The organism is Pseudomonas moraviensis (assembly GCF_900105805.1).
GTDB classification, from domain to species: Bacteria; Pseudomonadota; Gammaproteobacteria; order Pseudomonadales; family Pseudomonadaceae; genus Aquipseudomonas; species Aquipseudomonas moraviensis_A.
Genome location: NZ_LT629788.1, coordinates 4,647,330 through 4,661,749, shown reverse-complemented (window position 1 = coordinate 4,661,749; position 14,420 = coordinate 4,647,330). Strand labels below are relative to the sequence as shown.

At 61.4% G+C, this 14,420-nt stretch carries 14 protein-coding genes; 6 read left to right on the top strand and 8 right to left on the bottom strand.

Annotated elements, in window-relative coordinates; translation table 11 throughout:
• The first annotated feature begins 167 nt into the window (after window positions 1–167).
• On the top strand, window positions 168–1,349 hold the full coding sequence (locus BLU71_RS20920) for an AlgP family protein (protein ID WP_083353805.1): 1,182 nt from the start codon (window positions 168–170) through the stop codon (window positions 1,347–1,349).
• Here the strand turns inward: BLU71_RS20920 and BLU71_RS20915 are convergent.
• Window positions 1,346–1,807 carry a TIGR02444 family protein gene (locus tag BLU71_RS20915; protein ID WP_083353804.1) on the bottom strand — a complete coding sequence of 154 codons (462 nt, stop codon included), beginning with the start codon at window positions 1,805–1,807 and terminating at the stop codon, window positions 1,346–1,348. The two genes, BLU71_RS20920 and BLU71_RS20915, sit on opposite strands and share 4 nt — an antisense overlap.
• Before the next feature lie 50 nt (window positions 1,808–1,857).
• Here BLU71_RS20915 and BLU71_RS20910 point away from each other — a divergent pair, with 50 nt between their 5' ends.
• The 3 genes from BLU71_RS20910 to BLU71_RS20900 all read left to right on the top strand — a co-directional run bounded on the left by BLU71_RS20910 (window position 1,858) and on the right by BLU71_RS20900 (window position 5,176).
• The gene (locus tag BLU71_RS20910; RefSeq protein ID WP_016772606.1) at window positions 1,858–3,768 is read left to right on the top strand and encodes an ATP-binding cassette domain-containing protein; all 1,911 of its coding nucleotides are present in this window, start codon (window positions 1,858–1,860) and stop codon (window positions 3,766–3,768) included.
• Complete coding sequence (locus BLU71_RS20905; protein ID WP_083353803.1) at window positions 3,768–4,349, top strand: mechanosensitive ion channel family protein; 582 nt, start codon at window positions 3,768–3,770, stop codon at window positions 4,347–4,349. The genes BLU71_RS20910 and BLU71_RS20905 overlap by 1 nt, the downstream gene beginning before the upstream one ends.
• A gap of 194 nt (window positions 4,350–4,543) precedes the next feature.
• A complete protein-coding gene (locus BLU71_RS20900; protein WP_083353802.1) occupies window positions 4,544–5,176 on the top strand; it encodes a LysE family transporter in 633 nt (210 codons plus the stop codon).
• A gap of 60 nt (window positions 5,177–5,236) precedes the next feature.
• Here BLU71_RS20900 and BLU71_RS20895 read toward each other — a convergent pair whose 3' ends face one another.
• The 5 genes from BLU71_RS20895 to BLU71_RS20875 all read right to left on the bottom strand — a co-directional run bounded on the left by BLU71_RS20895 (window position 5,237) and on the right by BLU71_RS20875 (window position 10,003).
• Complete coding sequence (locus BLU71_RS20895) at window positions 5,237–5,983, bottom strand: penicillin-binding protein activator LpoB (RefSeq protein ID WP_083353801.1); 747 nt, start codon at window positions 5,981–5,983, stop codon at window positions 5,237–5,239.
• Between the two features lie 3 nt (window positions 5,984–5,986).
• On the bottom strand, window positions 5,987–6,574 hold the full coding sequence (gene lpoB / locus BLU71_RS20890; RefSeq protein WP_039757415.1) for a penicillin-binding protein activator LpoB: 588 nt from the start codon (window positions 6,572–6,574) through the stop codon (window positions 5,987–5,989).
• 36 nt (window positions 6,575–6,610) lie between these two features.
• The gene (locus BLU71_RS20885) at window positions 6,611–6,982 is read right to left on the bottom strand and encodes a YcfL family protein (protein ID WP_016772611.1); all 372 of its coding nucleotides are present in this window, start codon (window positions 6,980–6,982) and stop codon (window positions 6,611–6,613) included.
• A 16-nt stretch (window positions 6,983–6,998) separates the two neighbouring features.
• A complete protein-coding gene (locus BLU71_RS20880) occupies window positions 6,999–8,393 on the bottom strand; it encodes a COG3014 family protein (protein ID WP_042607098.1) in 1,395 nt (464 codons plus the stop codon).
• A gap of 206 nt (window positions 8,394–8,599) precedes the next feature.
• Complete coding sequence (locus BLU71_RS20875) at window positions 8,600–10,003, bottom strand: COG3014 family protein (RefSeq protein WP_083353800.1); 1,404 nt, start codon at window positions 10,001–10,003, stop codon at window positions 8,600–8,602.
• A 168-nt stretch (window positions 10,004–10,171) separates the two neighbouring features.
• Between BLU71_RS20875 and BLU71_RS20870 the strand changes: the two genes are divergently transcribed.
• Both BLU71_RS20870 and BLU71_RS20865 read left to right on the top strand, forming a co-directional pair.
• Window positions 10,172–12,070: an FTR1 family protein gene (locus BLU71_RS20870; protein WP_083353799.1), complete on the top strand. Its 1,899-nt coding sequence runs from the start codon at window positions 10,172–10,174 to the stop codon at window positions 12,068–12,070.
• A gap of 102 nt (window positions 12,071–12,172) precedes the next feature.
• A complete protein-coding gene (locus BLU71_RS20865; RefSeq protein ID WP_083353798.1) occupies window positions 12,173–12,628 on the top strand; it encodes a YaiI/YqxD family protein in 456 nt (151 codons plus the stop codon).
• A gap of 116 nt (window positions 12,629–12,744) precedes the next feature.
• Here BLU71_RS20865 and elbB read toward each other — a convergent pair whose 3' ends face one another.
• Both elbB and BLU71_RS20855 read right to left on the bottom strand, forming a co-directional pair.
• Entirely contained in the window at window positions 12,745–13,413 is a 669-nt protein-coding gene (gene elbB, locus BLU71_RS20860) for an isoprenoid biosynthesis glyoxalase ElbB (RefSeq protein WP_042607094.1), read from the bottom strand.
• 167 nt (window positions 13,414–13,580) lie between these two features.
• Window positions 13,581–14,240: a DedA family protein gene (locus BLU71_RS20855; protein WP_065616339.1), complete on the bottom strand. Its 660-nt coding sequence runs from the start codon at window positions 14,238–14,240 to the stop codon at window positions 13,581–13,583.
• Window positions 14,241–14,420: the final 180 nt, after the last annotated feature.

The window sequence follows — 14,420 nt, the reverse complement described above, 5'->3', positions numbered from 1 at the left end:
GGGATTATGCCAGTGCGAACGCCTGCATCGGTGAACTGCTTTTTCATCGGTGCAGAACATTTCGGCGTCGGTGCAACGCAACGGCAGAGATACTGTCAACATGCCCTAGCGGCGGTATCAGCAGAGGTCTAGTATGAGCCGCACTCACGTCAGCCAGGAGGTAAACCATGTCGGCCACCAAGAAGCCTGTAAATACTCCGTTGCACCTACTCCAACAGTTGTCGGGCAGTCTGCTCGAGCATTTGGAAAACGCTTGCTCGCAAGCCTTGGCTGATGCTGAAAAACTGCTCGCCAAGCTGGAAAAACAGCGTGGCAAGGCGCAGGAAAAACTGCACAAATCGCGCACCAAACTGCAAGACGCCGCCACCGCTGGCAAAGCCAAGGCGCAGAACAAAGCCAAGGCTTCGGTGAAAGAACTTGAAGAGCTGCTCGACGCACTGAAAGATCGTCAGTCCGAGACCCGCAGCTACATTCTGCAACTCAAGCGTGATGCTCAGGAAAGCCTGAAACTGGCCCAGGGTGTTGGCCGTGTTCAAGAAGCAGTGGGCAAAGTATTGTCGTCGCGCTCGGCCAAACCGGCAGCAGTGCCGGCGAAGAAAGTCACTGCCAAACCTGCTGTAAGCAAAGCCCCGGCGAAGACCGCTGCGGCGAAACCTGCTGTTGCGAAAACCGCCGCCAAACCAGCGGCCAAGGCGCCAGTGAAAGCGGCTGCCAAACCAGCGGCGAAAACTGCAGCGAAGAAGCCGGCGGCGAGCGCGGCAAAACCGGCGGCTAAAACCACCGCAGCCAAACCTGCTGCAGCCAAGCCAGCAGTGAAAGCCACCCCTGCCAAAGCCGCTGCGAAATCGGCCGCGAGCAAAGCTGCACCGACGAAAACCGCAGCCGCCAAACCTACGGCGAAACCGGCAGCCAAGCCTGCTGCCAAAACCGCCGCTGCGAAGCCTGCCGCCAAGACTGCAGTCAAACCGGCTACCGCCAAACCTGCTGCGAAAGTGGCGGTAAAACCGGCTGCCAAACCTGCCGCAACATCCGCAGCAAAACCTGCGGCAAAAACCGCTGCGAAACCGGCCGCCAAGCCTGCTGCGAAACCCGCTGCTGCCAAGCCTGCGACCGCTGCTGCAAAACCGGCCGCCAAGCCAGCCGCAAAACCAGCGGTGAAAAAGCCTGCAGCTGCCAAGCCAGCCGCGACCAAACCGGCCACCGCTCCAGCGGCCAAGCCTGCCACTGCCGCCACCCCGGCTGCTTCAGCTGCGTCGGCACCGTCGTCCGCCGCCCACTCGACCCCTTCGACTGCGCCAGCACCAGCCGCTTCGTCGAACGTCAGCAGCACCCCGACCAGCGCTTCCTAAGTGCCGGTTGCCGCGACGCGCAGCACTTGCAGCGCGTCGCGGTCCAGGCTGGCGGCAGTGCCGGCCAAACCTTCAAGCCAGGTCACCGAACCTCCCTCGTTGCGCGCCCATTCCTGCGCCACACCTTCAAGCCGCGACAGCAAGGTTCGTTCAGCTTCCAGCTCGAGTGATTTGATTTGCTCGCGCATGCCTTTTACCACCGCATCATCGACGGCCCGCGCTTTCCATTGCATGCGCAGGGTTCGCAGCGGCTGCACCACTTCGATATCCCAAGGCGCAGTCAGGGCCTTGAGCAAATCCACGCGCGGTTCATCGCAGGCCACTGCACGCTGCTCCAGCCACAAACCGCACAGCAGCAGGCAAACATTGGCGCCCGCCGTTTGCAGTCGCAGGCAGGCATCTTCCACGCCGGGGCGGGCGTAGACATCAAGGGCAAAGCTCCACAGGTCAGAGGACATCGTGCTACTCGCGCCAGTTGTGAGCGAAGCTGGTAGACTCCGCCGCCATTATGATCCGACTTCAGAACCTGACTTTACAGCGTGGCCCGCAACGTCTGCTAGAAGACGCCGAGCTGACCCTGCACGCCGGCCACAAAGCCGGCCTCATCGGCGCCAACGGTGCCGGCAAATCCAGCCTGTTCGCCTTGCTGCGCGGCGAGTTGCACCCGGATTCGGGCGACTGCCTGCTGCCGGCCGACTGGCGCATCGCGCACATGCGTCAGGAGGTCGACACCCTCGAGCGCCTTGCGGTCGATTATGTGCTCGATGGCGACCTGCGTCTGCGCGAGGTGCAGCGCGAGCTTGCCGCCGCCGAGGAGGCGCACGACGGCACCGCGCTGGCGCGCCTGCATGCCGAACTCGACAGTGCCGACGGTTACACCGCCGATGCGCGGGCGCGCAAGCTGCTCGCTGGTCTTGGCTTCACCAACGAGCAGATGGACCGCCAGGTAGGCGATTTCTCCGGTGGCTGGCGGATGCGTCTGAATCTGGCGCAGGCGCTGATGTGCCCATCGGATCTGCTGCTGCTCGACGAACCGACCAACCACTTGGACCTCGATGCGATCATCTGGCTGGAAGAGTGGCTGAAGAGTTATCCGGGCACCTTGCTGCTGATTTCCCACGACCGCGATTTCCTCGATGAGGTGGTCGATCACGTCGCGCATGTCGATCAGCGCAAACTGACCCTCTACCGTGGCGGCTACACCGCGTTCGAACGCGCCCGTGCCGAGCGTCTGGCCCAGCAGCAACAGGCCTACGAGAAGCAGCAGGCGCAGCGTGCGCACATGGAAAGCTACATCGCTCGCTTCAAGGCGCAAGCGACCAAGGCCCGTCAGGCGCAGAGCCGGATCAAGGCGCTGGAGCGCATGGAAGAATTGTCGGCGGCCCACGTCGATTCGCCGTTCGACTTCGTCTTCCGCGAGTCGACGAAGATCTCCAGCCCGCTCATCGATCTGTCCGATGCACGCCTGGGTTATGGCGACAAGACCATCCTCGAGAAGGTCAAGCTGCAACTCACCCCAGGTGCGCGGATCGGTCTGCTCGGGCCGAACGGCGCGGGCAAATCGACGCTGATCAAGAACCTCGCCGGCGAGCTCGAACCGCTGGCCGGACGCCTGACCCGTGGCGAGAACACCGTGGTCGGCTACTTCGCCCAGCATCAGCTCGACTCGCTGGATTCCAAGGCCAGCCCGTTGCTGCACTTGCAGCGTTTGGCGCCGGGTGAGCGCGAGCAGACTTTGCGTGACTTCCTCGGCGGCTTCGACTTCCGGGGGGCGCGCATCGATGAGCCGGTGCTGAATTTCTCCGGTGGCGAGAAGGCCCGTCTGGCCCTCGCCTTGATCGCCTGGGAACGGCCGAACCTGCTGCTGCTCGACGAACCGACCAACCACCTCGACCTGGAAATGCGCCTGGCGCTGACCATGGCTCTGCAGGAATTCAGCGGTGCGGTGCTGGTGGTGTCTCACGACCGGCACTTGCTCAAGAGCACCACCGATAATTTCTATCTGGTCGCCGACGGCAAGGTCGAAGAGTTCGATGGCGACCTCGAAGACTACGCGCGCTGGCTGGTGGAATACCGCCAGCGCAATGCGCCGGTCAGCAACACGCCGGTCAATCCGGACAAGACTGACAAGAAAGCTCAGCGTCAGGCAGCGGCAGCGTTGCGTCAGCAACTGGCACCGCACAAGCGCGAGGCCGACAAGCTTGAAGCTGAACTGGGCAAGCTTCACGAGAAACTCGCCAAGGTCGATGCCAGCCTCGGTGACAGCGATATCTACGAGCCGGCGCGCAAGAACGAATTGCGCGATCTGCTGGCCGAGCAGGCGAAACTGAAGGTGCGTGAAGCCGAGCTGGAAGAGGCCTGGATGGAAGCGCTGGAAACCTTGGAAAGCATGCAGGCGGAGCTGGAGGCGTTGTCCTGATGGAAGCCTTCAAGCTGCCGTTCTCGGCGGTATGGGTCGAGCCGATCTGGTTCACCGCGCAGATTCTGCTGATTCTGCTGGCCGGTTACCTGACCCAGCGTTTCGTTGCCAAAGGCCTGACTCGCCTGGGTGAGCGCTATCCGTTCCCGCCGCAATTGCTGATGCCACTGCGCGGCGTGTTGCGCTGGCTGATCATGGGCAGCGCGCTGCTCTTCGTGCTCGAGCGCCTTGGCGTCTCCGCCACGGTGTTGTGGACGGCGCTATCGGGTTTTGTCGCGGTGGCGGCGGTGGCGTTCTTCGCCATGTGGAGCGTGCTGTCGAACCTGCTGTGCGCGATTCTCATCTTCACCGTCGGGCCGTTCCGCCTCGGCGACGTAGTCGAGCTGGTGGACACCACCGACAAGCCTGGCGTCAAAGGTCGGGTGATCGCGATCAATCTGCTCTACACCACGCTGGTCGAAGCCGAAGAGTTGGGCACCGGCAGCGCCATGGTGCAGGTGCCCAACAGCCTGTTCTTCCAGCGTTCGGTGCGGCGTTGGCGCGGGACCGATGTGTTTCCGTCGAGCGGGTTCGAGAAGTAGCTTTCACGTCGTCGGTTCGGACGCCTTCGCGAGCAGGCTCGCTCCCACGTTTGAAATGCGTTCTCCTGTGGGAGCGAGCCTGCTCGCGAAGGGGCCATCAGCAACACCTGCAACATTCAGCAAGAAATCGGTAGTCATCCCCACGAAGCCGCATTAGCTTAGGCATTTGTCACAAGCATCAGGCGAGGTATGCGATGGAGCTTCAAACATGGCTGGCATTCTTTGCCGCCTGCTGGGTGATCAGTCTGTCCCCGGGCGCGGGCGCCATTGCGTCGATGTCCAGCGGCCTGCAATACGGGTTCTGGCGCGGCTATTGGAACGCGCTGGGCCTGCAGATCGGTCTGGCGATGCAGATCGCGATTGTCGGCGCGGGTGTTGGCGCTGTGCTCACCGCTTCGGCCACGGCGTTCCACGCGATCAAATGGTTCGGCGTTGCCTATCTGGTTTATCTGGCGATCAAGCAGTGGCGGGCGCTGCCCATGGACATGAGCGATGACGCCGCGGTGCGGCCGATCGGCAAGCCGCTGGCCTTGGTATTCCGTGGCTTTCTGGTGAACATCAGCAACCCCAAGGCTTTGATATTCATGCTCGCGGTGTTGCCGCAGTTCATCAACCCTCACGCGCCGCTGCTGATTCAATATGTGGTGATCGGCGTGACCATGGTGTTCGTCGATCTGATCGTCATGGCCGGCTACACCGGGCTGGCGTCGAAGGTGCTGCGCCTGTTGCGCACGCCCAAGCAGCAGAAGCGCATGAACCGCACCTTTGCCGGATTGTTCATTGGCGCGGCGGCGTTCATGGCGACGTTGCGCAAAGCGGCGGCGTAAACCGCCCGGGCAGAAAAAAGGCGACCTTTGCGGGTCGCCTTTTTTGTTTCTCTCGGTCAGTCAGCGCAGGATCACCGGCGCCGTATCACGCGGCAGATTATTGCGCTGCGGCGCTTCACGCGGCTGCTCATAAGCGTCACCGCCACCGAGTTGCATGCTCAATTGCCCGGCCACGTCTTCGCCCAAAGCTTTGGACACCTCACGCACCACTCGAGGGCGGTTCAGCGAGATCTTGATGTCGCGATGGTTCACCAGTTTGGTGTCCTGCGCTTCACCCATCGCCGTGAAGGCCGAGGTGATCTCGTAGGTTTTGGTGTTGATCAGGCTGAAATCCGCCACCAGCGTCAGGCCCAGCACTGCCGAATAGCTGTCGGTGTGCGCCAGCTCGTTGATGTCCTGGGTGAAATCGATGTCGGACACGGTGCCGAACAGCACGTAGTCGGCGCCTTTGAAGTTGCCGGCCTTGATGCGCTTGATCACGTCATACACATCGCCCTTGGAGGACGCGGTGTACGGCGTGCCCTGCACCAGCTGGAACATGCCGGTACGGAGGATTTCACCCTTGATGTCGCCGGTGAATTTGCGCAACTCGCCCTGTTCGATGTAGCTGGTGGTCGCTTCGATCTCGTTGTAGCTCGAAGATCCGCTGGCGCTGTAGTAACTCTCGCGGTGATTGCTCTGCGCCGAAACGATGTGGATGTATTGCTCCACGCGCTCCTGATACGCCAGATCCGTCACCGCCACTTTCGGGGCCGCCTGCACGCTGAACGCGCAAGCCAGGGCCATCATGCCAATCCATGTGCGCATCGATTAACGCTCCGTGGTTTTGCGGATCTCTTTTTCGTCCATCCACTCGGCCAGACCGCTTTCAACGTCGATCAACTGCAGGCTGAATTTGTAGAAGACGTCCTTGTAATCGCTGCTGCGCTTGACGATCGAGCTGATCGAACCTTCGATGCGGTACTTGGCAGCGATCATGTTGCCGGTCTTGGCCACGGTGCTTTTCTTGTACAGACCGCTCTGGTTCTGCAGCTTGAGCTGATCAACCTGGCTCTGCATCGCATTGTTGTCGCTGGCGAAGCGCGCGACACCGGTCTTCATCAACTGCGTTTTGATGCTGGTGGTGATTTCGCGAGTGTCGATGTACTCGCTGGTCTTGTTCTTCACGTCGTAGACCTGAACCACCGGACGGCCCTGCAGGATGCCGGACTGGGCCAGCGAGCGGGTCATCGACTCGGCGATCATTTGCAGGTCGGTCGAACCGAATTCGTTGGTCACGGTTTCAACCGCTTTGGTGTCGCCGTAGCTGATGTTCTTGCTGCCCAGAGTCGGCGAGGTGTTGGCGCAACCGGAGGCGAGCAGGGCGATGACGGCGATGCAGGAAAAGCGTGCAAACATGAGAAAGCTCTCTCAATCAGAAATAGGGTGGCGGGCTTAAGGCGTCTTGATTTCCAAACGGAAATCCACGGCTTTCGGGGTCGGGGCGATGGCCTGAATGAAGCTGGTCTGGGCGCCGTACATCATCTGGCTTTTCCAGACTTCTTCTTCGGCAACCGGGAAACCTTCGGCGCCAAGCCAGGCGAAGCGGTAGTAGAAGATCTTGTTGCTGTTGAGGGTGTTGCTCAGCTGCACGTTGACGGTCATGAAGCCGTTTTCGCGAGCGACGCGCATGGCGCCGACGACGATGTGTTTCTGCGGGCCCATGGCCACGACTTTGCTCGCGGCGCTGCCCGGCTCTGGCGGTGGCGGGGTGGCGCAGCCTGCCAGCAAGGCGAGGGCGGCGACGGCGATGATCTTCAAGCGCATTGCAAAGACTCCGTTCTTAAGGTTGTTTGAGGCTGGCGACGTTGGTCGCGCCAGCGCTCGGCATTACGTGGGCAGCGATGCCGCCAGCGAATACCTGGTTGCCCACGGCACGCAGGCTGACCACTTGATAGCGCTGATCGACGGTGACCCTGACCACCGAGCCGCCGACGGCGCTCGGCAGGGTAACCTGATGCTCCCCCTTTTTCAGGCGCAGACGCACCACTTGGGTGTTGTCCGGCAGGGTGCGCCATGTACGGGTATCGGCACCTTCGAGCACTGCTGAAGAAATGCCTACGGCGAGGCCGGCCAGCGGGTTGGTTTCGTTGATCTGCTTCTGCGCCACGCCTTTGGTGATCGCGCGTACGGTGGTGCGGACGATGATCCCCGGCATGTCATCGCGCAGGGCGCGGCGGGACATGGCGGTGGTGCTGTTCAGCGCGGTCAGGTCGACCTGCTTGCCGTCGACGCCGATCTGCGCAAACGGCGCGGTGGAGGTGTCCGGTTTGATGATCGGGAACGACAACGGGGTGATCACCACGTTGTTGGAAATCGGCAGCGGCAGCGGTACGCGAATCGAGTCGCGCGCCGGGGCAAGACCGCTCTGGACCACGATCAGAATGTCGCTGTCGTCAGACTTCGAAGGCTTGTCGAGATTGACCAGCGCCTGCTCGAGCAGCGGTGTGTTTGGGCGCAGTTCGGCGGCTTTGCGATAACCCGGCGCAGCCAGATCCTTCTCGCCCAGAGCTTCGTAGACGAAGCCGGCGAGATAATGGCTGAACGCACTCTGGTAGCTGTTTTTCAGGCCGACCACTTCCGGTGCGTCGAGGCTGGCCACCGGATAACCCTGCAGATCCTTGTACTGGGTCTTGATGCCTTCCTTCTCGGCCTGTTCTTCGCTCTTGAGGTATTCCTTGTCGCGCAGGTCGGCGATCACCGCTTCGCGTTCGTGGGTCTTTTTGATCGCAGTGCGGGCGCCATCGAAATCGTTGACCGCCAACAGGTTCAGGGCCATCTGCGTGGTCAGCATGACTTTTTCATAGTCATAGCCTTCGTAGCGGCGCACCTTGTCGTTGACGATGAAGCTGCCGAACTGTGCCAGGTACTTGGCCGAGTCGAGCTTGACCGCGTCTTCCCACTGACCGACCACCTGATCGGCGCTGCCCCAGGCGTTCTGGCTGCCCGACAGGTCGCCCTTGGCGCGCAGCAGTTCGCCTTTCTCGAAGTAATAGAGCAGGTCTTTATCGGTGCCGGTGTTGTTTTTTTCCAGCAGGGTCAGAGCAGCGTCGACGTTGCCGGAAGCCAGTTGCTGGTTGGTCTGGGCCAGTTCGGAATCGTAGTTGCGAAACGCTGCACAGCCGGACAACAGCGTGACGGCGCTGAGCGCGAGCAGCATGGGAGCGCGGAATGCCATGGGTACTTCTTCCCTGAGTGACGAAAACTTGCAGCCGCGGGTGCTGGTCGGGCTGGTGTGACCTATCGACGGCGGCACTGGCCTCCTGCCAATTCCTCACGGGAGAGGAGCTTTGGTGCCGGCTCGCTGGGCGAGGGCGCGGCATTATAAGCGTTGGGTGGTGGCTATGTAATGTCTTTTTGATGGCTTAACGAACGGTCGTGCCATCACTTAGGCAACTTGCTCACGACGCGTTCGGCCGCTGTTTTACCGGGTCCGAACGCGCTGCCATTGGCGAAAACCCGATCGCCGAGGGCGCGCAGGGTGATGACCTGGCGGTTCTGATCAATCCGGATCTTCAGCGGCGCGGCGTTGTTGACGTGGGGCAGGGTGATCGCGTGTTCGCCTTTCTTCAGGCGCAGGCGCAGCACCTGAGTCAGGTTGGGCAGTGTGCGCCAGGTACGCGTATCGGCCTGTTCGAAACCATCCCAATGGGTCACGTACGATGCTTTGCTCGGGTCGCGTCGGTTGTCGGTGGCTTGCACATCGGCTGCCAGAAAGGCTCGGTAGGTGGTGCGCTGGATGATGCCGGGCATGTCATCGCGCAGCGTACGCAAGGACATGTCGGTGATGCTGTTGACCGGTATCAGTTTCTTCTGCCGTCCATCGATGCCGATCTGATTGAACGACGGCGTTGAAGTGTCGGGCACCATCACCGGGAACGAGATGTTGGCGACAATGACCTGACCGTCTGCCAGCTTCACCGGGTACGGCACACGCAGCGAACTGCGTGCAGGAGCGAGGCCGCTTTGCACGATGATCAGCACGTCACTTTCGTCACCCTTGAGGCCGGGACTGTCGAGGTCACGCAATGCCTGCTGGAAGAACGGCAGGTCCGGGCGTAATTCGATGGCCTGGCGATAGCCCGGCGCGGCGAGATTCTTTTCCCCGAGCGCTTCATAGGTAAAGCCCGCGAGGTAGTGACTGAACGCGCTCTGGTAACCGTTCTTCAAGGCGATCACCGCCTGCGCGTCCAGCATGACTACCGGATAGCCCTGCAGGTCCTTGTAGTGCACGCGCACGCCCTGCTTTTTCGCTACCTCTTCGACGCGCTCATATTCAAGCTCGCGCTGCCGGGCGATCAGCGCTTCGCGTTCATGGGTCTTCTTGATGTCGGCGCGGGCGCCGTCGAAATCATTCACGGCCAGCTGGTTGAGGGCCATCTGCGTGGTCAGCATGACTTTTTCATAGTCATACCCCTCGTAGCGGCGCAACTTGTCATTGATGATGCTGCCCCAGTGATCACCCATGGCAGCCAAGAGTTTGTCGCCGGTGGTTTCAATGGTGTCCTGGCGCTCGACCACCATTTGCTCGGCACTGCGCCATGCCGCCTGACTCTGGGGCAGTTCGCCGCCCGCACTCAACACCGCGCCTTTCTCGAAGTAATAGAGCAGATCTTTTTGCTCGTCCGGGTTATGTGTTTCAAGCAAAGCCAGTGAGCCGGCGACATTGCCTTGCTTCAATTGCTCGGTGGTCTGTTCCAGCTCCAGATCGTAATTGCGATAAGCCGCGCAACCCGCCAGTTGCGTAATAGCGGTCAGCAGCAGGGGAAGCAGAAGGCAAGGGCGCATTGAGTGGGGTCTTCCTTGAACAAAGCGGGAGCATTTACGTTATTGGAGCCGATGGTGGCACATCGCTTCAACGATATGAATCATTCCCTGTAAGCACCGACAAAGCTTGAGAGAAACGTCTGCGAAGTGAACAATATGTAACTTCGCATTTCCATTTGAGATTCGTTCATGACTGCCTCGTCCCGATTGCTGGCCTGGCTGCTGTTCCCGTTGTTGTCCCTGAGCAGCCTGCCGCTGCTGGCCGATACCGTGGAAGGCGCGCCGCAAGCGTTGCACCTGCTCGATTACATCAGTGCCGACTACCCGCCGACGGTCGCGGCAGGCAAGGTCATCGACGATGGCGAATACCGTGAACAGCTGGAGTTCACCCAGGTTCTGCAAGGCTTGATCACCGCATTGCCAGCCAAACCCGAAAAAGTCGCGCTCGAGCAGGGCGTGAAGTCTTTGTACGCCGCGATCAGTGCGAAGCAGGACGGCGCTGATGTCGCGCGTCAGGCCCGGCAACTGGGAGCGAAGCTGGCTGTGGCGTATGAAGTCAGCCAAGCGCCGATCATTACCCCGGACCCGACACGCGGTGCGCCTTTGTATGCGCAAAATTGCTCGGTGTGCCACGGCGACACTGGTGCTGGCGACGGCCCGGCCGGCGTCGGCCTGACCCCCGCGCCAGCCAACCTGCGCGACGCCGCGCGCATGGATCACCTGAGCCTGTACGCGATCTACAGCACCCTTGGCCAAGGCGTCGAAGGCACCGACATGCCGGCGTTCGCCGATCAGCTCGATGATCGCCAGCGTTGGGATCTGGCTACTTATATCGCCGGCTTCAGTGCCGATGCGGCAGCGGCCAAGTCCGCCAAGGTCTACAACATCGCCGATCTGGCCCGCCAGACCCCGGCCGAGGTGCAGGCAGCCGAGGGCGCAGAGATCGCGGCGACATTCCGTGCCCAGCGCGCACAACCACCGCAGGTCAAACGCGGCCCGGCGCAGTTGCTCGATTACACCGCCGCCACGCTGGACAAGAGCCTCGCGGCCTATCGCGCCGGTGAGCACGATCAGGCCTATGACCTGTCGGTAGCGGCGTATCTGGAAGGCTTCGAACTGGTGGAAAGCTCGCTGGATAACGTCGATGCCAACGTGCGCAAGGACACCGAAAAATCCTTGATGGCGTATCGGCAGTCGCTGCAGGACGGCCTGCCCGTCGAGCAGGCCGAGCAGCGTCTGGACGCGGCCAAGGCCAAGCTCAAGGAGTCCGCCGGCCTGTTGGGCAGCGATGGCTTGAGCTGGTCGCTGAGCTACATCTCCGGCCTGCTGATCCTGCTGCGTGAAGGCCTGGAAGCGATTCTGGTGCTGGCGGCGATCCTCGCTTTCCTGCGCAATACCGGCCAGCAGTCAGCGGTGCGCAGCGTCAACGTGGGTTGGGGGCTGGCATTGCTGGCGGGCCTGGGCACCTGGGCACTGGCCGCTTATGTGATCGATGTCAGCGGTTCGCAGCGTGAGTTGCTGGAAGGCGCCACTGCGCTGTTTGCCAGCGTCATGGTGCTGTGGCTTGGGGTGTGGATGCATGACCGGCGTCATGCCGCGGCCTGGCAGGATTACATCAAGAGCAGCCTGGTCGGCGGCGGGGGACGTTTCGGCTTCGCGATCCTCGCGTTTTTCTCGGTGTACCGCGAGCTGTTCGAGGTGATCCTGTTCTACGAAACCCTGTGGTTGCAGGCCGGGCCTGCCGGGCACAACGCCGTGCTGGCCGGCGGCGCGACCGCTCTGGTTTTGTTGGTCGGTCTGGCCTGGGTGATTCTGCGTGGCTCGGCGAAACTGCCGCTGACCTTGTTCTTCAGCATCAACGCCGCGCTGCTGTGCGCGTTGTCGGTGGTCTTCGCCGGGCACGGCGTGAAGGCCTTGCAGGAAGCCGGGATCTTCGGCACGCGGCCGGTGGCGTTCTTTGAATTCGACTGGCTGGGGATCCACGCCGATGCCTATTCGCTGATTGCGCAGGTAGTGGCGATTGTGGCGATTGCTGTGCTGTATGGGCGAAGTTGGGTGGCGGAGAGGCGCCGGGTTTCGGCTGCCTGAAAGCATTCGCTGCGCTCATATTCGCGAGCAGGCTCGCTCCCACAGGTTCGGTCTGTATCCTGTGGGAGCGAGCCTGCTCGCGAATTTTTTGGAGGCAAGAACATGCGTGTATGGATCGATGCCGACGCCTGTCCGCGGGCGGCGAAGGATCTGGTGGTGAAGTTCGCCCTCAAGCGCCAGTTCGAAGTGGACCTGGTGGCCGGGCAGCCGCAGATCAAACCGGGCTTGGCCATCGTCAAACTGATCGTAGTGCCGAGCGGGCCGGACGCGGCCGATGATTATCTGGTCGAGCACGCGGTGCCGGGTGAGCTGGTGATCTGCAGCGATATTCCATTGGCCGATCGGCTGGTGAAGAAGGGCGTGGCGGCGCTGGATCCGCGCGGCAAGGAGTTCGATGCGCAGAACATGGGCGAGCGTCTGGCGGTGCGGAATCTGTTTACCGATTTGCGCGAACAGGGCCAGATGAGCGGCGGCCCGGCGCCATTTGGCGAGCGCGAGAAGCAGGCGTTTGCCAATGCTTTGGACCGGATTCTGACTCGGCTCACCCGCAAACCCTGAGCCCAATACACAGCCCTTGTAGGAGTGAGCCTGCTCGCGATAGCGGTCGATCATCCAACAGATATGTTGCCTGCACACCGCCATCGCGAGCAGGCTCACTCCTACAGTAGACCGTGTCAGGCGTCGTTTTCGTGGGTCAGTTCGAGCACACGGTCGACCAGTTTGTTGATGCCCGAAGCCGCTTCGCTGATGGTCTGCGCCAGCATGTACGCCGGGGTGGTCACCAGTTTGCGCGCCTTGTCTTCGACGATGTCGGTGACGGCGCACTCTTCGTGGGTGGCGCCCATTTTGTTCATTGCCGCAGCGGTGTCGGCGTCGTTGCCGATGGTGCAGGTCACCCCGGGGCCGTAGATTTTTGCTGCCAGCGCCGGGGAGATGCAGATCAGCCCGACCGGTTTGCCCGCTTCGGCAAACGCCTCGGCCAGGGCGAGCACCTCAGGTTGCACGGTGCAACCGGCACCTTCGATGGCGAAGTTAGACAGGTTTTTCGCCGCACCGAAACCGCCGGGGACAATCAGCGCATCGAAGTCCTCGACATCGGCGTCGCGGATATCCTTGACGTTGCCGCGGGCAATCCGCGCCGACTCCACCAGCACGTTGCGCGATTCCGGCATTTCTTCGCCGGTCAGGTGATTGATCACATGCAGTTGCGCAATGTTCGGCGCGAAGCACTGTACCTGCGCGCCGCGCTGGTCGAGGCGCAACAGGGTGATGACACTTTCCTGGATTTCGGCGCCGTCGTACACGCCACTGCCGGACAGGATCACTGCAACTTTTTTGCTCATGGGCTTCTCTCCAGATTCATGGCGCTCAATGTCCCTTAAATCGTCACGCGTTGCCATAGGGGCATGGGCGACGCACGCGGGGGCAGAGCGCTCTCTCAATGGATCGCAACGGCGGCGGGGTGTTCATTATTTGCCTTGGCTGCGCGCGTCAGCCGCCAGCGCGAGGCTTATTCGGCTGGCGTTTTAGGCTCCGCGGGATGGGTCGCTTCGGCCTGACGCAACTGCTCGGCCGCGGCGGCTTTGGCGATCTGCTCATCCTCATAGATCTTCTTCGCCAACTGCGCATTCTTGAAGCGGCGCCGCAGCCACAGACCCAGGCCGAGGATCAGCAACGCACCGAGCACCCACAGCTCATACTTCTTGATGCTGCCGAGCATGCCTTCCAGTACTGCGCCGAAGTGGTAAGCCGCAGCAGCCAGTGCACTGGCCCAGATCGCCGCGCCGATACCATTGAGCAGCAAGTAGCGTCCCGGCGGATAGCCGGACAGACCGATCGCCACCGGCATCACCGTGCGCAGGCCGTAGACGAAACGGAAGCTCAGGACCCAGATGTCCGGATGCTTGCGGATGTGCTCCAGCGCGCGGTCGCCCATCATCTGCCAGCGCGGTTTGCGCGCGAGCAACTTGCGCCCGTGCTTGCGCCCCAGGAAGTACCACAGCTGATCGCCGGCGTAACTGCCAAAGAACGCCACGACCACCACCAGGTTGATGTCCATGTATCCACGGAACGCGAGGAAGCCTGCGAGCACCAGGATGGTTTCGCCTTCGAAGAACGTGCCGAGAAACAAGGCAAAGTAGCCAAAGTCGTGCAGAAATTGTTGGAGCATTGTCTGGGTGCTGGCGAAATGAACGCGCAGCCTAACCCTTCGGGCACATTCATGAAAGTGTCCAAATGTGTCTCGACGTGAACAATTCCTACACCGAGAATGGAAAGCGGCTACCCGTCACAGGTCTCACACAACTGTCATCTGTTGGTCATAATGGCCGTCTATAACTGTCACGCTCGC